The sequence below is a fragment of the Mucilaginibacter sp. P4_E8 genome (assembly GCF_056401495.1).
Genome location: NZ_JBFUJG010000054.1, coordinates 14,183 through 35,377 on the forward strand (window position 1 = coordinate 14,183; position 21,195 = coordinate 35,377).

Genomic DNA, 21,195 nt, shown 5'->3' on the forward strand with positions numbered 1-21,195 from the left:
GATTCACATGGTTACCACTATAACTGAAGGTGTTAAGGTTTCCATCGAAACCATATATCAGCCAGAATATTCTAATCCGGCTAATGACCACTTTATGTTTGCCTACAAAGTGAACATTGAAAACATGAGCAATTATGCCATACAACTGATCAGCAGGCATTGGTATATTTTTGATTCGAACGGCGCAAAACGCGAAGTAGAAGGCGAAGGGGTGGTAGGTCAGCAACCGGTTATTGAACCCGGTCATGCGCATGAATATGTATCTGGCTGCAACCTAAAAACAGATATGGGCAGTATGAAAGGCGAGTACCAGATGACCCGCTTAATGGACAATGCCTCTTTTAATGTACAGATCCCTGAGTTTTATCTGATAGCTCCATACAGAATGAATTAACCCCCTAATCCCCTAAGGGGGGGAATTGATGAAAATATAAAAAGCCTGGTTGATAATTCAACCAGGCTTTTGCTTTTATATCTATTTAGTTGTTTGGGGAAAGAGAATTACCTGTGCTTTTCGTGTTCTTCAGGTTTTGCATTTTCATGTTGCCTTGCAGGGGCTGCATGTTGTTCGTGCTGCCTTGCTGCATTAGTGTTGCTGTGATGGTTTTGTGCCGGCTGCCTGTTACTGCCCTCATTCGGCCTGTTGCCCGCAGCATTACCTGCGTTGGGGCGGTGATGTGGCTTTTCTGCAGTATTATTAGCCGTTCCGCGTGATCCTGTTTTATCCGCCCCATCTTGTTTAGCGGCAGTGCGGTCATTGTTATTGTCTGCTTGTTTATGTTGATTTCTGTCGGCATTATCATTTGCCCCGTTTGCTGCCGAGGTTTTGGCAGTATGGCCTTCAGGGTTAAAACGTTTTCCGTTTACCTTATTCATAGCCGCCGTAGCTGGGTGACCATTATTAACACTTGCAAACTGGCTACGGTCTTTACCGGCAACCTGACGATGGGTGAGCTGTTCGTTGGTTGGTTGAACGTGTTGCTCACGTGCTGCAGCCTGTTCTTCAGGGCGCGGTTTAGCGGCAACGCCACCGGGGCCGTTAAAGCTGGTATGATTATTTACAGTTACATTATTAATAACAGTTTTGTTTACGTAGGTATTATGCACCACCGTAGTATTTACATTTACTACGGCTGTATTGTAATGGAACGAGTTGCCCGACCACCTGCCGCCAACATAGCCGGTACCAATATAGCCACCACCATAATTTACACCGCCGTAAAAACCAATATGCCTGCCCCAGTAACCTTCATGGTAAACATATATGGCACCATCATAGCCCCAGTAGCCGGGTGTCCATAAATAACCATGTCTTGGCGGGGCTACCCAAACACCCGGAACCCAATAGTATCCGCCATCTTCATTATATGCCCAATAGCCGGGAGTCCATAAATAGCCATCAACAGGGCATGGGGGTTGGGTATAGGTAGGTAAAGCCGGAGGTGCGAGCCTTACTGATATGCCTATACTTACCTGCGCATAGGTTTTAATTGCTGCTAAGGATACTATTAAAAGTATCATTAACATTTTTACTATTTTTTTCATGTCCGATAAATTTTAGATCAAACCTAAACCCGTAACATGAATATTACATTAAGATTCGTATTGCGCTTTACAGTGCTTCATGAAAGCTTCATCAAAAAATAATTTGTTGATATGCAATAGTATATAAATAAACAAAGCCTGGTTAATTTATCAATCAGGCTTTGTTTATAGTATTAAATAAGATTTTAAAAACTCCCCCTTTAGGGGGCTGGAGGGCTTTAGTTTCGTCTGTTAAAAAGAAACGAAGCATAATAAACCAGTGTAGCCAAAGCGCTTAACGCGGCAACAACATAGGTCATAGCAGCCCACCAAAGTGCGTCTTTAGCTTGCTCGTGTTCTTCGGTGGTTTGCATAATGCTGTAGTTATTATTGAGCCATGCCAGTGCCCTGCGGCTTGCATCAAACTCAACAGGTAGCGTTATAAAACTAAAGAAAGTTACCAGCGCCAGTGCTGCAACCCCTATAGCCAATACATAAGGGCTATTGGCAAAAAACAGCAGCATGATACCAATAAATAAAGTCCACTGAGTTAAAGTGGAGGCTATATTGATAACCGGTACCATGGTTGAGCGGAAGGTTAACCAGGCATACGCTTGTGCATGCTGTACGGCGTGTCCGCACTCGTGGGCGGCAACAGCAGCAGCGGCTATACTGCGGCTGTGATAAACATCGGGGCTTAAATTAACCGTTTTTGTTTCGGGGTTGTAATGGTCGGTAAGCTGTCCTTCAACAGTTACTACCTGTACATCAAATATGCCATGGGCACGCAGCATTTTTACCGCTACCTCCTGGCCCGAAAGTCCTGACAGTAAGGCCACCTCCGAGTATTGTTTAAATTTACTTCTGAATCGCCACTGTACTATAAAGCTTACAAGGGCGATCGCAATCATCAGGAACCAGGCCGAATTGTAGCCAATGTATCCCATAATTAATGATAGGTGATTCATATGTTGTAAGTCAAAAGTTAAATGTAAAAAGTCAAAATGATCATCAATATATTTTATCTATTCAAAAAGTATTCCGATTTTAAGTTTAAAAGTTAAAATGTGCGTAATGCCAAGGCTTTTGAATTTTGAATTTTTCACGTATTGTTATTTTTATGTGTTCAAGAGTGCAATGCAATTTCTACTTTTGATTTAAATGGAACCTTCATTTTCATACTGGGAGCGCACCGCGTTTATTGATCACGCCGATGTAATTATTATCGGCAGTGGCCTGGTTGGCTTAAGCGCCGCCCTGCATTTAAAAAAGCGGCAGCCCACTTTAAAGGTTTTGGTTTTGGAGCGCGGCTTTTTACCATCGGGTGCCAGTACTAAAAACGCTGGTTTTGCCTGTTTTGGTACAGTTTCCGAGCAAATTTCTACTATAAATCAATCATCCGAAGACGAAGCCATGCGTTTGGTAGCTTATAAATGGCGTGGCCTGCAGCGTTTAAGAGAAAACCTGGGCGACGCTAACATTGATTACCGGCAACACGGCGGGCACGAGTTATTTATGGAGGATGAAACGGAAGCCGCTAAAGGTAGTATTGACCAAATTGACCGCCTTAATAATTTATTAAAACAAGCCATTGACCAACCTGACATTTATGCAGTTGCAGATGCTAAAATTGCAGATTTTGGCTTTAATAAAGTTAGCCATATAATATATAACCCCTATGAGGGACAGCTGCATACCGGCAAAATGATGCGAACCTTATTATATAAGGTATATAATTTAGGGGTGCTGGTTTTAAATAACTGCTCCATATCAGGAATGGAACAAGAGGGCAACCATATTAGCCTCACTACATCGCAAGGGAATTTTAAAGCGGGTAAAGTGATCCTGGCCACCAATGCTTTTGCCAGTCAGCTTTTCCCTGAACTAAAGGTAATTCCAGGAAGGGGGCAAGTGCTGGTTACCAAGCCTGTACCCGGTTTAAAACTAAAAGGCACCTATCATTTTAACGAGGGCTATTACTACTTCCGCAATATTGATGGGCGTGTACTGTTTGGCGGCGGCCGTAACTTGGACTATAAAGCTGAGGAAACGTGGGATTTTGGGCATACCGATACCGTTAAGGAAAAATTAATTAGCTATCTGAACGAGGTGATCCTTCCTGGTCAGCAAACGGAAATTGACTACTGGTGGAGTGGCATCATGGGTTTTGGAGAAGAAATTACGCCGATTGTAAAACAAGTGCAACCTAACATATTTTGCGCTGTACGTTGCAATGGCATGGGGGTGGCCATGGGGAGTTTGGTAGGCGAGGAGGTAGCAGAACTGGTATTGCAGTGATTTGGGAATTGCAGTTCTATATCAGGACTGTATGATTTTTCAAACAATCTAAATTGCCAATAGCCTTCAGAAAATTATAATTTCCAGATGTTGTTTATATCTGTCGCAGGTTTTCTGCTCGGTTTTGTTTCCTCTTTGCTTTGTTCAGTTTTGTAAACTACTGCAGGCGACAGAATGTACGCTGCTTCATCTGCCATCTGTTCAAAGTTAATTTGCAGGGCTTCAAGTACAGCTTTAACTGCCTTTTCCTGCGCATCGTTTTGTGGGTATACTACTAATGTGCTCATAATCAAATTTAAAGAAAAAATTAATTATAAAAACAAGAAATTTCGCATTAAAACAACTCCACCAAGCGCTCCAAAGCCATGCCTCTTGATCCTTTGATCAGTATGGTGGAGTTTTTTATAGGATTAGCCCTTAAGCCCAAAATGGCATCCTCGGCAGTAGGATAAAATGTAACATTCAAATTTTGACTTTTGACTTTTGATTGTTGACTTAAAAAATCTTTCCCAATAAATATACGTTCATCAACCGGTGTATCCAGGGCTTTTTGAATCACGGCAGCATGTTCAGCTGGTGATTCCTGGCCCATCTCAAACATATCGCCCAAAATAAGCACTTTGCGTTTCGCATCTATCTTGCCAATGTTTTCAATAGCTACAAACATGCTGCTGGGGTTGGCATTGTAATAATCGCAAATGAGGATGTTGGTAGCGGTTTGCACAATTTGCGAGCGGTTGTTTTTGGGCTGATAATCTTCAATCCCGCTATTGATCTCATCCGCTGTCAGTTTAAAATAAGTGCCTATGCTGATAGCTGCCAGTATATTACTCAGATTATAAGCGCCGGTAAGCTGTGTTTTTACGGTATGGCTTTCACCGCTTATATTATTGGTCCATTGCAGGGTAAGTAATGGCGCGTTTTCCACTATTTGACCACTGATGAGGTTGTTGCTACCATTGCTACCGTAATAAATCACTTTACTCAATCCCCGCGCATTAGCCATTTCCATTAACACAGCATCATCGCTATTAATAAAAACGTAAGATCCCTCTTCCCCCGAACCTCGCCACTCGCTCCCCGCTCCCCCCAAATAATCATACAACTCTCCCTTGCCTTTTTTAACACCCTCTATTCCGCCAAAGCCTTCCAGGTGGGCCTTGCCAACATTGGTAATGAGCCCATGCGATGGTTGCGCTATGCTGCAAAGCAGTTCAATTTCTTTCTGGTGATTGGCGCCCATTTCAATTACGGCCGCTTCATGCGTGGCATCAATAGTTAATATGGTGAGTGGCACACCTATATGGTTATTTAAATTGCCTTGTGTGGCCTGGGTTTTAAAGTGCTGTGATAATACCGCGTTGATCAGTTCCTTAGTTGTGGTTTTACCATTGGTACCGGTAAGCCCGATCACAGGGATCTGCAGTTGACGGCGGTGATATCGGGCCAGATCCTGTAGCGTAGTTAATACATCATCAACCAACAGGTATTGTTCGCCTGATTGGTATTCCGGGTTATCAATTACGGCATAGGCAGCGCCGATTTCAATGGCCTTTTGAGCAAAGGTATTGGCATCAAACTTATCGCCTTTTAAGGCAAAAAAAATACTGCCGGCGTCAATTTTCCGGGTATCGGTACTAATAACGGGGTGTTGCAGGTATAGTTGGTAAAGTTGTTGGGTAGCGGTCATGTTTTAGTGCTCCGTTTTACGGTTGTGTAAACAAAGTTAAATTAACGTGTTTAGTGACAGAATAAAAATTATTAAAATTTATGTACTTAGTGATTGATTAAAAAACAGATCAAAAATCATGTCATTTCTCCTCGCCCCACTTCTCAATCCTACCCTTTGCTCATTCGAAATGACATTTTTTGCTCTTAATTGAAATGAATCTTAAATAACTAACTCAGTTTAAAGTATTTCGTTTTTATTCATCCAGCTTATAACAGCTTTAATTTCGCCGTAACTGTAATCATCGCCCAAAACTTGCTTTAATGGCGATAGCATCTCGCGGCCATAGCTCTCCACCGCATCTTTAATAACGGGGATCTTTTCCTGGGATACGATCTCCAATATATCTATTTCACCCGATTCAATAAAATGGCTCAAATGGCCCTCAATAGTCATGGGCGATAATCCGCGTTGTGCAGCTATTTCAGTCACGCTTTTGCCATGGCGATACATGGTAAAAGTTTCGGTACGGGTATCATTGGTTTTGCGTATTTTTGCAGTTCGTGCCGCGCGTTCAACCTTGTCTGTTTTTGGTTTGCGCTCCCTTTTTGGCGATTTATAAGCTATTTTGGATTCCAGGCCTTTGTTTTTGCAATAGTCTTTAACCGGCTGCAATAGTTCGCGGCCATAACGGGCCAGTTTAATATCGCCAAAACCCGAGATCAAACGCAACTCATCCAAACTTTGAGGCAGGAAGGTAGCCATTTCCAGCAGGGTAGCATCGGATACTATAATATAAGCCGGCACGTTTTCGCCCTCGGCGATATCTTTACGGACATTTTTCAGCCGGCTTAGCAGTTCTGCCTCGTGCGGTGGTGCCGGTTCATTAACATGAGTATCTTCCGTAACCTCGCTTTCAATAAACTCCACCTTTTGTATACCTTTTAGTACCGCGGCGCTTTTGTTGGTTAGTTTTACTACGGGGTAGCCATCATCGGTTACCAGTAAGTATTCCATCGTGATCAGCTCGCGAAGGTAACGTTGCCAGTCGGTTTTGCTGATATCAGCACCAATGCCGTAGGTTTTAAGCTGTTTATGCTCTTCGCGAATCTTTTCGTTTTTTGATCCGCGTAAAAAATCTATTACGTAATTAACTCCAAACCGTTCATTTAGTCGGGATGCTGCGGACAATGCCTTTTGGGCGATGAGCGTACCATCAAAGCGTTTAAACTCGGTAAGGCAAACATCACATGAACCACAGTTTGGCGGAAAAGCCTCATCAAAATAATTCATGAGGTATTGCCTGCGACAAGCCTGCAACTGGCAATATTTCACCATATCGTTCAGCTTGTTAAGCATGATCCGGCTTTGCTCTTCATTGCCTTCAATGCGCGCAAAATGCTGCAGCTTACCCGCATCGCCCGGCGAATACAGGAGCAGGGCTTCGGAGGCTAAACCATCGCGCCCGGCACGACCGGTTTCCTGGTAATAGCCCTCAATGTTTTTAGGCAGATCCATATGCACCACATAGCGCACATTTGATTTGTTGATCCCCATGCCAAAAGCGATGGTGGCTACAATGATCTTTACATCATCGCGCAAAAAAGCTTCCTGGTTGCGGGCTTTTACCTCATTGTTCAGGCCCGCGTGATAGGCTTCTGCCTCAAAACCCTCATCTTTAAGATCGGCTGCCAGATCCTCTGTTGATTTGCGGGAAAGGCAATATATAATGCCCGATTCATCCGGGCGCTCATTTAAAAAAGCGATAAGCTGTTTAAAGCTGTTCTTTTTGGGGATTACCCTATACATGATATTGGCCCGGTTAAATGACGATACAAATACGGCAGGCCTGTTAAGGTTCAGTTTTTCGAGGATATCTTTTTGAGTGAGCTTATCGGCAGTGGCGGTAAGTGCGATGACGGGTACGTTGGGGAACTCCTTTTTTAACTGAGCCAGCATCAGGTATTCCGGGCGGAAATCATGTCCCCATTGAGAGATGCAATGCGCCTCATCAATAGCGATCTGTACAACGTTTAACGTTTTCAGAAAAGGAACCAACCTGTTTTCGGCACCGAATAAACGTTYGGGCGCCAGGTAAAGCAGTTTTATGTGGTTGTGCTTCAATTTTTCAACCAGTCGCCGCTGCTCATCAGGCGTTTGGGCCGAATTTAAAAATGCTGCTGGTATACCGCTCACATTCAGGCTATCTACCTGGTCTTTCATTAAAGCAATAAGCGGTGATATCACGATGGTAAGTCCATTAAGCAACACCGCGGGCAGCTGATAGCATAATGATTTCCCGCCACCGGTAGGCATCAGGGCCATTACATCCTGCTTGTTTAAAACATGGTGAATAATAGCCTCCTGGTGATGCCTGAAATTGCTGTAACCGAAATATTTTTGAAGGGCATCTTGTGGAGTCATGTTTTGCTGAGAGGATTATAGATGTGCAGATATGCAAATGTGCGGATTTCAAATTGATGTCCGAATCAGAATTTATAGAAATTTAGAATTAGCAGAATATTTATGTGAGGTCATTTGCACATCTGTTATTCGCAACATTGTATCTTTTAATTTACAATGAGTGGGTTGCATTATGCAATATCACACAAATAATTTCGGATATTAGCGTAACTCTAATCCGCATCCTTAATATATCATGATAAAAAAGCTACTCCTTATTTTAATAGCTGTTGTTTCCGTTTCAGCTGGTTTTGCGCAAAAAATACAATCGCCCGATGAATTTTTGGGCTACAAACTGGGGGATCAGTTTACCCCCCACTATCGTATTGTTGATTATTTTAAATACGTTGCCCAGGCATCAAAAAATGTAAAGCTGCAGCAGTTTGGCACCACCAATGAGGGTAGGCCGTTGCTGGCCATGTTCATCGCATCGGACGAGAACATCGGCCGCCTGGAAGAAATAAGACATAATAATTTACGTTTGGCCGGTATAGAAAAGGGTACTGCTATTACTAACATGCCGGTTATTACCTGGCTAAGCTATAATGTGCATGGTAATGAGCCTGCATCAAGCGAGGCCGCCATGTGGACCTTGTTTGATATGGTTGATCCGGCTAACGCCACTACCAAAGCATGGCTTAAAAACTCCGTAGTAGTTATTGACCCTTGTTTAAATCCAGATGGGCGCGACCGTTATGTTCATTTCTATAATTCGGTACGTGGCGAAGCTCCTGATGCCAACCCAACGTCGCGCGAGCATGTGGAGCCCTGGCCAGGTGGACGCATAAATCATTTTTATTTTGACCTGAACCGCGACTGGGCCTGGCAAACTCAAAAAGAAACACAGGCACGTGTCGGTTTATTTAACCAATGGCTGCCCGAGGTTCATGTTGATTATCATGAGCAGGGATATAATTCACCTTACTATTTTGCCCCGGCAGCCGAACCTTACCATAAAGATATTACCCAATGGCAGCGCGATTTTCAGGTTACTATTGGCAAAAACAACGCTAAATACTTTGATCAGAACGGCTGGATGTATTTTACCAAACAAGAGTTTGACCTGCTTTATCCATCCTACGGCGATACCTATCCTTTATATAATGGCTCCATTGGCATGACCTATGAGCAGGGAGGCATTAGTGCAGGGTTGGCGGTGCTTACCCGCAGCGGCGATACACTTACCTTTGCCCAGCGCATATCCCATCACCACACTACCGGTTTAAGCACTGTTGAAATAGCATCGGCAAATGCCCAAAAGCTGCTGGATGAGTTTAAAAAGTTTTATGATAACAGCCGTACCAACCCACCGGGCGATTACAAAACCTATGTGATTAAGAACGATAACAATAACAACGTAAATGCACTTGCCCAAATGCTTGGCCGCAACGGCATACAATATGGTTTTGGCCTGGCCAATAAATCCATTACAGGCTATGATTATTTTACAGGTAAAACAGAACAATATAATGTAGGTCCTAATGACCTGGTCATTAACGCCTATCAGCCAAAGGCGGTGTTGCTGCATGTGTTGCTGGAGCCTAAAACCTTCATTGCCGATTCAAACACCTATGATATTACTGCATGGGCGCTGCCGTATGCTTATGGCTTAAAGGCTTATGGCGTAAAAGAATCATTTAAACCAGCCAACCCCACCTGGAGTATAGCCAAACCGCAACAGCAGGTTAGCAGTCACGCTTATGCTTATGTAGCCACGTGGCAATCAATTAATGATGTGAAATTTTTGACCGCATTACTTAAAAAACAGATTAAGGTTCGTTACTCCGAAAAACCTTTTGAGGCAGCCGGTAAAAAATTTGCGCCGGGTTCATTGCTGATCACGAGGGCAAGTAATGACCGTGCTGATTTTGACCAGGTAGTTACCCAAACAGCCGCCGCACTTAATGAAGGACTTGTTCCGTTGTCATCGGGCTTTGTTGATAAGGGGTCAGATCTGGGATCGGACGCCATACGATATATACGCCAGCCGCGGGTTATGCTAATGGCCGGCGAAGGCGTAAACGCCGAAGCAATGGGCGAAGTATGGCACCTGTTTGAACAGCAATTGGGTTATCCAGTTACTTTGGTAAAATACCGTGACCTGGGCCGTACACGGCTGTCAGATTTTGATGTGGTTATTTTCCCTGATGGCAATTATGAGGATTTTCCTTCGGATAAACTGCAAAACTGGATCCGGGAAGGCGGTAAGCTTATCGCGATAGAGAATGCCGTTGCGCTGCTTGCCGATAAAAAAGGATTCGCCCTTAAAAAGAAAGAAGAGAAAAAAGAAGATAAGGATAAGGCCGAAGCAAAGGAAAAAGAAACTATAAAAATATATGCCGATCGCGACCGTGATGCCATCCGTTCCATGATCCCCGGCGCGATATTTAAATTGAACCTTGATAATACCCACCCCCTTGGTTTTGGCATGCCCAACTACTATTATTCGCTTAAATTGAATGATGATATTTATGATCTTTTAAGCAATGAAGATGGCTGGAATGTAGGTACTATTAAAAAGAACAGCTATGTATCGGGCTTTGCCGGTGTACAATCAAAATTGAAGATCAATAATGGGTTACTGCTGGGTGTTCAATCCATGGGCCGTGGCTCAGTGATCTATATGGTTGATGATCCGTTGTTCCGCAGTTTTTGGGAAAATGGCAAACTCCTGTTCAGCAACGCGGTATTTATGGTAGGGCAGTAGAGCCCAGCCCAAGCCCCCCGGCCCCCTAAAGGGGGAGCTCTTGATTAGCAAATTTGAAATAAACACGAAACGGCCTGCATTTTTTTGTAATGCAGGCCGTTTCGTGTTTAAAAAGCTCCCCCTTTAGGGGGCTGGGGGGCTTAATTATTCCCYTTTACCCTGCCTTTTTCATCATCGGCACCGCTGCGGTGTTCGCGTGATTTTATTTTGCTGTTACCAAAATTATAGGTAAAGGTTATGCGACCAACGCGCGAATCGCCCTTTTGCCTTACTTGAAAATCATTGTTTAATACCTGGCTGCTTACATTATTGCGGCGCAGGTAAAAAATATCGTCAAGAGCCAGTTTAATGTTAGCCTTTTTATCGGCAAATGAATGGCTTACGCCGGCATCAACACCATAACGTGGTTTTATTTTGAATATACTATAGGTAAGTGCCGACTGGTAATCGCCCATGATCTCAAACCTGTAGCTTCCAAAGGTTAGGGTTTGGGTACTCTTAACCTGGAAAGCAGCCTGGCCGTTGTTTAAATTTCCTTGATTATTAACCCCATTAGATTTAAAACCCAGGTAAAAACCATTCACGTTTACATTTCCTGTCCACCATTTGGTAATGGTATAAGGGGTGTTGACGTTAATATTGTATGAGTCCTGAGTTTGCAGGTTTTGATGCGTTTCAAATGTTTTTTGTCCCTGGGTTAATACCAGCTCGGCAATTACATCTGTGGTACGGCTATAGCCTAAGCTTACATTTACACTTTTGTTATAGGTATAATTGAACTCGAAGTTATTGGTGTACTGTGGCCTAAGGAACGCGTTGCCTTGTGAGAAGGTATAAGGGTCAAGATAATATACGAAGGGGTTAAGATCATCATATCCGGGACGGTCAATACGACGGCTGTATGAAAAACTGATCTCATTTTTATCATTAAGTGTTTGATTGATAAAAACGCTCGGGAAAAAGTTAAGGTAGCTGCGTTTTACTGCTGACTGACCCATCAGATCACCGTTTGATTGCGTGTATTCTGATCGTAAACCCAATTGTACTGATGTTTTTTTGAACTGTTTGTTCAGGTTTAAATAACCGGCAGTTATTTTTTCGGTGTAAATAAAGCGATTTGTACGGGTAGTATCATTAATATAACCATTACCCTCATCTATTTGGGCCTGCAGGTCATTATCAGTTTTAACACTGCTGAATTTTGCTCCGAGTTCCAGTTTTATGGTTTTTGTAAGCGGCTTAGCATAATCAACTTTGCCGGTATATATGGTAATGTTTGATGGCGTTTGGTTGCGCAGTAATTGAGGGGCCTTGGCCGATTGGCCATTGGCTAAAAAATAATAGGTATCGTATCTGGCATTAGAATTATTTTTAAACTTTGAATAATCCAGGTCAATACTTAACTCCTGGCCGCTGGTATCTATCTTAAGCCTGTCGTTCAGGTTTAGTGCAAAGTTTTTGTATGATTGATCAATTACTGATGTGGTATTCAGAGAAGTATCAACTGTATTTGGTTGGGCGCCAATGGTTGTTTTTCCATCGTTGTTGTCTTTTTCGGTATTCGAATAGCCGCTTACTACAAAACCAATAGTGTTTTTGCTGGTAATATCATAATCAGCACCAATACGGTAGTTATTATAATGGTTTGTGCTTTGCATAGCCGTAAACTGTTTAAAATAAGTAGGTATTAAATACGGAGGCGTGTCGATACTATCCTTAGTAGTGCGGTCAATTGCGATATCTCGTAAACGCTTATTATCGCCCCGGCTAAAAGTACCAAACACGTTCAGATTACCTTGTTTATGGTTTAAATTTAAGCTGGAGTTGTCTCTCCAGAAATTACCTTTGGCGGCTCCAACGGTTATACTGCCATTGGTGCCCGACTGGCTATTTTTCTTTAGCTTGATATTGATGATGCCTGAGTTACCGGCAGCATCATACTTTGCTGACGGGTTGGTAATGATCTCAATAGATTTTATGGTATTACCATCTGTAGACTTTAATAATGTTGCTAACTGCGCGGCTGTGAGGTAAGTTAACTTGTCATTGATCATAACAGTTACACCCTGTTTGCCTTTCAGGCTAATGTTATCATCCTTATCAATAGTAACTCCCGGAGCTTTAGCCAGTATTTCCATTGCTGTATTTCCCGCAGCAAGTACACTGTTTTCAACGTTCATTACGGTGCGGTCAATTTTACGTTCAATCAATGGTTTATTTGCAGTAATGTTAACGGTTTTTAAGGTGGTGTTACCGGCTTTCATGCTTAAGGCAGGCGCTGCTACGGCTGGTGTATTTTCTGATACAGTGAAAGGGGTGGTTACAGCTTTTTCATATCCTACAACAGTTGCTTTAACTATATACTTGCCTGCATTGATATGGTCAAATGTGTATACGCCATTATCATTACTTAAAGCACCTTTAACAACGGTGGAATCTGTAGCCCTAAGGAGGCTTACGGTTGCATAGTCCATTGGCTTGCCTTGTTCGTTTGAGAGGGAGCCGGATACTTTAGCTCCCCCTGACTTACCGCCCTGGGCAAAGGATACCCCCCAGCTGATAACTACAAGCAGGAGAGTATAAAATATGTTGTGTATAAGAGTTTTCATGTTTGTGGTGTTAAAAAGTAAAGGCAATACAATGCCATTAAAGAATATGCTTCTTTTTAAAAATTTGATAAATAAGTTTTAGTTGATCCGGCGCGTTAACCGGCGGTTTGTTTAGTAAAATTTATGATATACAGGCGATTTTTTTCATGGCTTTGTGTTTTTATACTTCAAATGTGCAAACAGAATAAGTTTTTGAGTAATGCTTTTAGGCGAAAACGGCTAAACTTCCGGTAAACGCCCTGAAAACACCGATGAACGGGCACGACTCTTTTTTAAATTATCCGGTTAAATCCCGATTGTGTTTCTTTTAAATTAAGATGCCAGAATAGTGTAGAAGGTTACAGTTAATTTAAACTTTTTAGTACCGGGAAGATGCTTTTAACAGCATCATTAATAAATAAGAACCCCGGTGGTAGTGTTTTAAATGGAATAGCAGGTGTAGCTATTAATTGTTTTGATTTTAATGGTACTGTAATATTTACAATGCGATGATTGTAAAAAGGAACAATAAGCCCGCTAAATAATAGCAGGCTTATATATTTTATCAGCGTTCTCATGGTATGATTAGCTTATGTTGATTTTACTGTGCAGGGACTTTTGCAGTATCAGCCGGCAGCTTATTGTTTAAGGTGTCAACTTTTGTAGCAGGTATTGTATCTATTTTGCACTGTAACCCATCTGGGGTCATGATAAATACAGAACCCGCCGGATTTTGGGGTTTATTATTTTGCAGGCAATCATATAGGTTAAAGTTCATGTTGCGGTCCAGTTTGCCGTCAATAATCAGTTTTGAATTTAATGGTACCTTTAAAGTCATATGCAATTCCTGCCCGCGCCACAAAGTGCCTGCAACCCTCTCTAAATGACGGTTAAATTTCAATACGGAGTCTTTTTGCAAAAAGCGATAGCTGATGTTGCGGGCATTTATTAAAGCATCCTCATCATTGCGACCGCGTGCGGTGAACGATTCGATGAGTACAGGTTGCGGCACGTCGCTTTTTTCTACATCAATGGTTACCCGATCAGGCGAATCCATGTCATTTCCATTGAAATCATCATCCAAGATGACCATGCCGTTAAAACGTTCTTTTATTCTAAGGCGGGTACTATCCTCATTAGTTAAATACTTGGTATCATTAAGCTGTAGATAATAGGTATTGTTTGCAGTGGGCTTTATCATAATGGTCTTGCTTAGTTTAGCACCTTCCCTAAAATCGGCTGTTGCCCTTACGCCGTAATAAATAACAGCACCCAGGGAGGCCAGCCATATACATAATAAAGTAGTACCAATTGACCGGTTAAATGTGGCGTTTTTAAACAGGAAGCCAATTGTTAACAGTATAATAGTTAATAAAGGGATGGCTAATAATAAAAATCCGCCGGTTAGGAATATCATGTTGGTATCCCGGTTAACTATATTAAAAGGGAATATGTGGTATATATCTGTTTTACCAAAACCTACCAATGCCACCAGGCTCACAATAAGGGCAATAGCAAGGCCAAAGCAGGTGAGCAAAATGACTAAACCCAATAGCTTGATCAGTAAGCCACCAGCCCCTCTCAAAAACACGCCCAGGTGATCAAAAAAATCGCCTACAAAATCGCGGGCCTTATAAACAAAAGGCTTTGCTTCATGACGAAAGTTAGAAAGGTTTTCTTTTACCGAGCTCATTTCTTCCTCAAAGCTCTTTTTAAATCCTTTCAGATCCTGCTTTTCGCCCTTCATGGCCATACGGTCGGCCCGGCTAACGGCTTTGGGAATTACTATCCATAATATAATGTATAATATAAAGCCGCTCCCTGCAAAAGCAAAGGATAGCGCAAAGGCCAGCCTGATCCATACGGCCTGTATATCAAAATRGTTGGCAATACCAGCTGCAACCCCGCCAACCAAATGGTCATCAGGATCACGGAAAAGCCTGCGGCGCTCTGTATTGTATGAATAGGCGCCTGCTGCAGAAGCCTTGGCATCATTTTCGGCAAACTCAAAGTCCTCAACGGTGCCCATCTGCTCAATAATCTGTTTAACATCAGCCTCAACAATAACCTGTGTGTTTTGGTTTGCCAGCGTTTCGTTAAACATTTCGGCAATACGGTTTTCAATGTCGGTGGTTATCTCCAAACTGTCGGCCGAGGTCGAAAAATGACGCTTTACGTCGGTCATGTAAAGTTTAAGTACGTCATAAGCATCCTCTTCTATGTGAAATACGATGCCGTTTATATTTATAATGATGGTTTTGTTCATGATCTGTAATAGTTATAGGTTTTTTTATTTTCTGTCTCCAATGGCTGTTTGAACAGCATAAACCAGCTCCTGCCAGGTTTTATCCAGCTGTTCCAATACCGTTTTTCCCTCGTCTGATAGTACATAATACTTTCGCGGAGGGCCCGAAATCGACTCCACCCAATTGTAAGTGAGCAGACCATTGTTTTTTAACCGGGTTAATAATGGGTACAGAGTACCCTCAACTACAAGCAGTTGGGCTTTCTTAAGTTCAGCAATTATGTCTGATGCATATGTTTCGCCCTTGGCTATGATGGAAAGAATGCAGTACTCCAGTATGCCTTTCCTCATTTGGGTTTGTGTGTTTTCGACAATCATAATACAAAGATATATGTTTTAAATTGTATTATGCAATACATAGTACTATAATTATTATTTTTAATACTAAAAACTGCCTTTTTTAAAATAAAATCATGGTTTTGTAAGATTTTACTTGACTTTTTAATAATGTAACATTACTTTTATGATTAATTAACTATTAACTGATCTTATTATTAACAAAATGAAAAAACTTCTACTAGTAAGTTTGAGCATTCTGTTGTTATGCGTAACGCAGGTGTTTGCACAAAACCGTACAGTTACTGGTACGGTTACGGCCCAAGAAGACGGCCTACCCATCCCGGGAGTAACAGTAAGGGTAAAAGGAACAACTATTGGTACCCAAACAGGTACTAATGGAAGGTACTCACTAAGTGTTCCAAATAATGCAGTGCTGGTTGTAAGCTTTATTGGCTACGCACAGCAGGAAATTCCGGCCACTGGTTCTGTAATAAACGCAAGGCTTGTAGTATCAAGCAGGCAACTTGGTGAAGTTGTGGTAACTGGTGCGTTAGGTGTAACCAGAACCCGTAACCAACAGGCTTATGCCGCACAACAGGTTAACGGTGACGAGGTTAGCAAACAACGTGGTTCAAACTTTGTAAGCGGCTTATCAGGTAAGGTAGCTGGTTTAGAGATCAGGCAAAACAACGCGTTAGGTGGTTCAACCAACGTGGTTTTAAGGGGTACTAAATCTTTATTAGGTAATAACCAGGCACTATTTGTTATTGACGGGGTTCCGATGAACAATGGTGGTGCTGGTAATGGTAATGCAGGAACTAACAATGCCGGTACCAATACTGGTACTAACGTAGGTAGTGTTGAAACTGGTCGTGGTGGTTATGACTACGGTTCACCTATATCTGACATTAATCCGGATGATATCGAATCTGTAACAGTACTTAAAGGTGCTGCAGCCAGCGCTTTGTATGGTTCAATTGGCGCCAACGGTGTAATTTTGATCACTACCAAAAAACCAGGTAAAGGCTTGGGTATTACTTTAAATACCAGCGTTGGTTATGGTTCTCTTGATAAATCAACTTTACCAACTTACCAAAAAGAATATGGTGGTGGTTACGGTACTTACTATGAAGATCCAAGCGGCTACTTCCTGTACAGGGATATTAATGGCGATGGCACTAAAGATCTGGTTGACCCATTAACTGAAGATGCTTCTTATGGTCATGCCTTTGATCCTAATTTAAAGGTTTATCAATGGGATGCATTCAGCAAGTATTCTCCAAACTTTGGTAAAGCCACCCCATGGGTTGCTGCAGCCAATGATCCAAACACATTCTTTACCCATCCGGTAACAAATAACCAAAGTTTATTTATTACCAATGGCGGCGATAACGGTACATTCAAATTAGGCTATACCCGTAACAACCAAAACGGTTTTATGCCAAACAGTAATGAACTACGCAACAGTATTGATTTTGGAAGCACTTACAAGATCACTGATAAATTAACTGCCGGTGCAACTATCAACTACACCAGGACTGATGGTAAAGGACGTTATGGCAGTGGTTACCAAGCCGAAAATATCCTGAACTCTTTCAGACAGTGGTACCAGGTAAACAATGATGTAAAAGAGCTTAAAGACCAGTATTTTGCTTCTGGGGGCCAAAACATTACCTGGAACTGGGCAAGCCCAACCAATCTGGTGCCAATTTATTGGGATAATCCATATTTTGTGCGTTATCAAAACTATGAAACAGATTCACGCAACCACTATTTTGGTAATGTAAGTTTAAACTACAAGGTTAACGATTGGTTGAATTTACTGGGACGTGTTACTGTAGATAACTCAAGCATGCTGCAGGAAGAAAGAAGAGCCGTTGGTACTGTAGGTGTAGCTGGTTATACCAGAAGAAACATCAATTTTAACGAAACCAATTTAGACTTCCTTGCTACTGTTGATAAAAATATCAGCAGCGATTTAAATTTCAAAGGGTTAGCTGGTGTTAACGTCAGGAAAAATCGTTACTCATCAATTATTGGTACAACCAATGGTGGTTTAGTGGTACCAGGTGTTTATAGTTTGTCAAACTCAATAAATACCCCAGCTGCTCCAACAGAAAGCGATGTCAGACAAGAAGTAGATGGTATATTTGCAGGTGCAACCTTTAGCTATAAAAAAACGTTAGTACTTGAAGGAACATTACGTCGTGACGTTTCATCTGCTCTTCCATCTTACAGCAATAAATATTATTATCCATCTGTTAATTTAGGTTTTGTTTTCTCTGAACTGCTTAAACAATACAGCTGGTTATCATATGCTAAAGCAAGGATTAGTTATGCTGAAGTTGGTAGCGGTGGTCAACCATATAATACTAAAAACTTCTATTCTCTTGGTACTCCATTTGGCTCAAATCCCCAATCATTTATTGGAACTACTCAAAACAACGCGGACTTAGTGCCTGAGCGTTCAAAATCAAAAGAAGCCGGTTTGGAGATGGATTTCTTAAATAACCGCTTAGGTTTTAACTTCTCTTATTATGATGCCAAAACAGTTAATCAGCTGATCCCTGTTTCTTTATCAACAGCCACAGGTTACAACTCGGCATATATTAACTCAGGTTCTATGCGAAATAGAGGTGTCGAGGTTACATTGAATGGTACCCCAGTACAAAGCAATCTGGTAACCTGGAAAATCGGTGTCAACTTCACGAAAAACAACAATAAAATCTTAGAAACGTATAAAGATGGTTCTGGACAAGAGGCGCAAAACCTTTTACTTAATTCATTCCAGGGCGGCGTGTCTTTGAACGCTACCTTAGGTCATGCTTACGGAGATATCCGTGGTACTGCTTATACCGATATCAACGGCAACCCATACATCAAGAAAGACGGTGGCAGGGTTGTTGATCAGGAAGGCGACAATGCCGGATACTACAAACAATCTGGTGCAACTACTGTACTTGGTAATATTAACCCAATTTGGATTGGTGGTATAACCAACTCTGTAAGAGTTCAAAACTTTACTTTAACCTTCCTGATCGATGTACGTAAAGGTGGTAGTGTATTCTCGTTAGATACTTATTATGGTATGGATACTGGTTTATATCCAGAAACTGTTGGTAATAATGACCTGGGCAAACCTTCAAGAAACTCCCTTGCTAATGGCGGTGGTGTAATTGTACAAGGTATTACTCCAGCAGGCGCTAAAAACGCTATCAGGGTTGACAACACAGGTTCAGGTTTATATGGTTATGAGCACAATCCGGCAGCGGGTTTTGTTTATGATGCAGGTTATGTAAAACTGCGCGAGGCTGCATTGTCTTATGCTTTCCCTCAAAGCGTAATATCAAAATGGGGACCGGTTAAGGGCGTTGATCTGGCATTAAGTGGCAGAAACTTATGGATCATCCATAAAAATCTTCCATATTCAGATCCGGAAGAAGCCTTAAGTGCTGGTAACCTTCAGGGTTATCAAAGTGGTGCTTTCCCAACCGCCAGAATGTTTACCTTAAACTTAAAAGTAAGATTTTAACAATTATGAAAAAATATATATTAGCACTGCTTCCACTGGTTATGCTGGGGGCGTGCAAAAAGGATTTTGAGAGTTTAAACACAAATCCTAAGCTTTTCCCTACGGTTCCTGCTCCAACATTATTTACACAGGCCGAGCGGGTGCTTTCTAATGCCGTTACTACATCAAGTGTAAACAACAACGTTTTCAGGTTGGTAGAGCAGCAATGGCAGGAAACCACTTATAACGATGAAAGTCTTTATAACTTTGATACCCGTAATATAAACAGGCAAATGTGGAATAGTTTATACCGCGATGTGCTAAACAATTTACAATTAGTTAAAGGCATTATACCAACGGATGTTTCTGTTCCAGATGCAGCAAAAAAGAATGCTATAGCTGTTACAGATATTTTGCAGGTTTATTCTTTTTACTATTTGGTTACAACCTTTGGAGATTGCCCTTATACCCAGGCATTTGATCCAAAAAATAACTTTCCGAAATATGATGATGCTGCTACAATTTATAAAGACCTGCTAAAACGCCTTGATGCTGATATTGCTGCATTAACCGGTGGCAGCTTTGGTACAGCTGATGTTATTTACAAGGGAGATGTCACTAAATGGAAAAAGTTTGCTAACTCATTAAAGTTAAAAATGGGTATGACCATTGCAGATTATGACGCAGCTCTTGCTAAAACAACAGTTGCAGCTGCAGTAGCAGGTGGCGTTTTTGCAGCTAATGCAGATAACGCTACATTTGTTTACCTGAGTGCAACACCAAATACCAATCCTGTTTGGGTTGACATTATCCAGAGTGGTAGGTTTGATTATGTTGCTAATGCAACTATAGCTGGTATGTTAAATAGCGCAAAAGATGTGCGTGCCCCCAGGTATTTTAAAGCTCTTGCTGCTAACGGAGATGTTTTGGGTGCTCCTCCTGGATCAAAAGCAAACTATGACAGTTTTTCACATGTAAGCGATATTGTAACAGCAACTACCGCTCCTGGTTTGTTACTTGACAACGCAGAGGTTCAATTTTATTTGGCTGAGGCTGTTGAAAAAGGTTTCATAACTGGAGATGCGCAAAAGTATTTTGAGGACGGTGTCACAGCTTCAGTTACATATTGGGGTGCAAGTTTACCAACAGTTGTAGGTTTAACTTTGCATGAGTCATATTTTGTACCACAAGGTTTGATCTTAACTGCGTCTAATAATAAGCAATTAATCGCTACTCAAAAATATTTGGCTAATTATAACAGAGGTTGGGATGCATGGATTGAAACCAGAAGGTTGGATCTTCCTGTACTTTACAAACCAGCAACAGGCGCGTTCAGTGATTTCCCTGTTCGTTTCAAATATCCTGTTGATGAGGCTAACGTGAACGGTACAAACTACAAGGCAGCTTCTGCTGCTATTGGTGGTGATGTTGTTACAACCAAATTATTTTTTGATAAAAATGTTATGCCTAAATAATTAGGATAGCATTCCATAAAAAAGGGAGTTGCCATAGCGGCAACTCCCTTTTTTATGGAATAAAAATTATTTCTTATCTACGCTATACTTTCCGGGCMCAACAAATAAAAGACCGGCAAATATGAGGGCATCCTCAATAGCATGAATGGCGCCCGAAAACCCTTCGCCTTTGCCTAAATGGGTAGCGGCGGCAATAACCAGGGTGATGCAAAGTAATATACATACCGGGCGAAAAGCCAACCCTAAAATTAACAGGAAACCACCAAAAGTTTCGGTTACAGCAGCCAGAAAGCCCCAAGCCACTGGCAAAAAATGGATACCTATATATTTTGTAGAGTGGCCGAGGTCTCTCCAGCCATTTACGCCACCCATAAGC

General features: G+C 41.8%; 15 protein-coding genes. 5 read left to right on the forward strand and 10 right to left on the reverse strand.

The window, feature by feature from the left end:
- Positions 1–7: 7 nt before the first annotated feature.
- Complete coding sequence (gene apaG / locus AC1DRQ_RS18170) at positions 8–394, forward strand: Co2+/Mg2+ efflux protein ApaG (protein WP_429400682.1); 387 nt, start codon at positions 8–10, stop codon at positions 392–394.
- A gap of 107 nt (positions 395–501) precedes the next feature.
- On the opposite strand, the gene AC1DRQ_RS18175 is transcribed toward apaG, so the two are convergent.
- Together AC1DRQ_RS18175 and AC1DRQ_RS18180 are read right to left on the reverse strand one after the other, a co-directional pair.
- The gene (locus AC1DRQ_RS18175; RefSeq protein WP_477426115.1) at positions 502–1,545 is read right to left on the reverse strand and encodes a YXWGXW repeat-containing protein; all 1,044 of its coding nucleotides are present in this window, start codon (positions 1,543–1,545) and stop codon (positions 502–504) included.
- A 218-nt stretch (positions 1,546–1,763) separates the two neighbouring features.
- Positions 1,764–2,492 (reverse strand): zinc metallopeptidase, encoded by a 729-nt coding sequence (locus AC1DRQ_RS18180; protein ID WP_429400684.1) that lies wholly within the window; start codon positions 2,490–2,492, stop codon positions 1,764–1,766.
- A gap of 193 nt (positions 2,493–2,685) precedes the next feature.
- On the opposite strand from AC1DRQ_RS18180, the gene AC1DRQ_RS18185 reads away from it, so the two are divergent.
- Entirely contained in the window at positions 2,686–3,822 is a 1,137-nt protein-coding gene (locus tag AC1DRQ_RS18185) for an NAD(P)/FAD-dependent oxidoreductase (protein ID WP_477426117.1), read from the forward strand.
- A 74-nt stretch (positions 3,823–3,896) separates the two neighbouring features.
- Here AC1DRQ_RS18185 and AC1DRQ_RS18190 read toward each other — a convergent pair whose 3' ends face one another.
- The 3 genes from AC1DRQ_RS18190 to recQ form a co-directional block, all read right to left on the reverse strand.
- Positions 3,897–4,109: a DUF2683 family protein gene (locus tag AC1DRQ_RS18190; protein WP_477426119.1), complete on the reverse strand. Its 213-nt coding sequence runs from the start codon at positions 4,107–4,109 to the stop codon at positions 3,897–3,899.
- Positions 4,110–4,156: 47 nt separating this feature from the next.
- On the reverse strand, positions 4,157–5,512 hold the full coding sequence (locus AC1DRQ_RS18195) for a UDP-N-acetylmuramoyl-tripeptide--D-alanyl-D-alanine ligase (RefSeq protein ID WP_477426121.1): 1,356 nt from the start codon (positions 5,510–5,512) through the stop codon (positions 4,157–4,159).
- Positions 5,513–5,731: 219 nt separating this feature from the next.
- A complete protein-coding gene (recQ, locus tag AC1DRQ_RS18200) occupies positions 5,732–7,915 on the reverse strand; it encodes a DNA helicase RecQ (RefSeq protein ID WP_477426123.1) in 2,184 nt (727 codons plus the stop codon).
- Positions 7,916–8,150: 235 nt separating this feature from the next.
- On the opposite strand from recQ, the gene AC1DRQ_RS18205 reads away from it, so the two are divergent.
- Complete coding sequence (locus AC1DRQ_RS18205) at positions 8,151–10,661, forward strand: M14 family metallopeptidase (RefSeq protein ID WP_429400690.1); 2,511 nt, start codon at positions 8,151–8,153, stop codon at positions 10,659–10,661.
- A gap of 140 nt (positions 10,662–10,801) precedes the next feature.
- Here the strand turns inward: AC1DRQ_RS18205 and AC1DRQ_RS18210 are convergent, their stop codons facing one another.
- The 4 genes from AC1DRQ_RS18210 to AC1DRQ_RS18225 form a co-directional block, all read right to left on the reverse strand.
- The gene (locus tag AC1DRQ_RS18210) at positions 10,802–13,270 is read right to left on the reverse strand and encodes a TonB-dependent receptor domain-containing protein (protein ID WP_477426125.1); all 2,469 of its coding nucleotides are present in this window, start codon (positions 13,268–13,270) and stop codon (positions 10,802–10,804) included.
- A gap of 344 nt (positions 13,271–13,614) precedes the next feature.
- A complete protein-coding gene (locus AC1DRQ_RS18215) occupies positions 13,615–13,827 on the reverse strand; it encodes a hypothetical protein (protein ID WP_477426127.1) in 213 nt (70 codons plus the stop codon).
- A gap of 23 nt (positions 13,828–13,850) precedes the next feature.
- Positions 13,851–15,515: a PspC domain-containing protein gene (locus tag AC1DRQ_RS18220; RefSeq protein WP_477426129.1), complete on the reverse strand. Its 1,665-nt coding sequence runs from the start codon at positions 15,513–15,515 to the stop codon at positions 13,851–13,853.
- Between the two features lie 24 nt (positions 15,516–15,539).
- Positions 15,540–15,872 (reverse strand): PadR family transcriptional regulator, encoded by a 333-nt coding sequence (locus AC1DRQ_RS18225; RefSeq protein WP_429400693.1) that lies wholly within the window; start codon positions 15,870–15,872, stop codon positions 15,540–15,542.
- 184 nt (positions 15,873–16,056) lie between these two features.
- Here AC1DRQ_RS18225 and AC1DRQ_RS18230 point away from each other — a divergent pair, with 184 nt between their 5' ends.
- Positions 16,057–19,365, forward strand: coding sequence for a SusC/RagA family TonB-linked outer membrane protein (locus AC1DRQ_RS18230; RefSeq protein WP_477426131.1), 3,309 nt, complete (start codon positions 16,057–16,059; stop codon positions 19,363–19,365).
- Between the two features lie 5 nt (positions 19,366–19,370).
- On the forward strand, positions 19,371–20,819 hold the full coding sequence (locus AC1DRQ_RS18235) for a SusD/RagB family nutrient-binding outer membrane lipoprotein (RefSeq protein WP_477426133.1): 1,449 nt from the start codon (positions 19,371–19,373) through the stop codon (positions 20,817–20,819).
- 66 nt (positions 20,820–20,885) lie between these two features.
- Here AC1DRQ_RS18235 and AC1DRQ_RS18240 read toward each other — a convergent pair.
- A partial coding sequence (locus AC1DRQ_RS18240; protein WP_477426135.1) for a DoxX family protein occupies positions 20,886–21,195 on the reverse strand: 310 nt, incomplete at its 5' end.

Coding starts and splice junctions, on each gene's coding strand:
- apaG (WP_429400682.1), top strand. CDS start 8: ATGGTTACCACTATAACTGAAGGTGTTAAGGTTTCCATCGAAACCATA.
- AC1DRQ_RS18175 (WP_477426115.1), bottom strand. CDS start 1,545: ATGAAAAAAATAGTAAAAATGTTAATGATACTTTTAATAGTATCCTTA.
- AC1DRQ_RS18180 (WP_429400684.1), bottom strand. CDS start 2,492: ATGAATCACCTATCATTAATTATGGGATACATTGGCTACAATTCGGCC.
- AC1DRQ_RS18185 (WP_477426117.1), top strand. CDS start 2,686: ATGGAACCTTCATTTTCATACTGGGAGCGCACCGCGTTTATTGATCAC.
- AC1DRQ_RS18190 (WP_477426119.1), bottom strand. CDS start 4,109: ATGAGCACATTAGTAGTATACCCACAAAACGATGCGCAGGAAAAGGCA.
- AC1DRQ_RS18195 (WP_477426121.1), bottom strand. CDS start 5,512: ATGACCGCTACCCAACAACTTTACCAACTATACCTGCAACACCCCGTT.
- AC1DRQ_RS18205 (WP_429400690.1), top strand. CDS start 8,151: ATGATAAAAAAGCTACTCCTTATTTTAATAGCTGTTGTTTCCGTTTCA.
- AC1DRQ_RS18215 (WP_477426127.1), bottom strand. CDS start 13,827: ATGAGAACGCTGATAAAATATATAAGCCTGCTATTATTTAGCGGGCTT.
- AC1DRQ_RS18225 (WP_429400693.1), bottom strand. CDS start 15,872: ATGATTGTCGAAAACACACAAACCCAAATGAGGAAAGGCATACTGGAG.
- AC1DRQ_RS18230 (WP_477426131.1), top strand. CDS start 16,057: ATGAAAAAACTTCTACTAGTAAGTTTGAGCATTCTGTTGTTATGCGTA.
- AC1DRQ_RS18235 (WP_477426133.1), top strand. CDS start 19,371: ATGAAAAAATATATATTAGCACTGCTTCCACTGGTTATGCTGGGGGCG.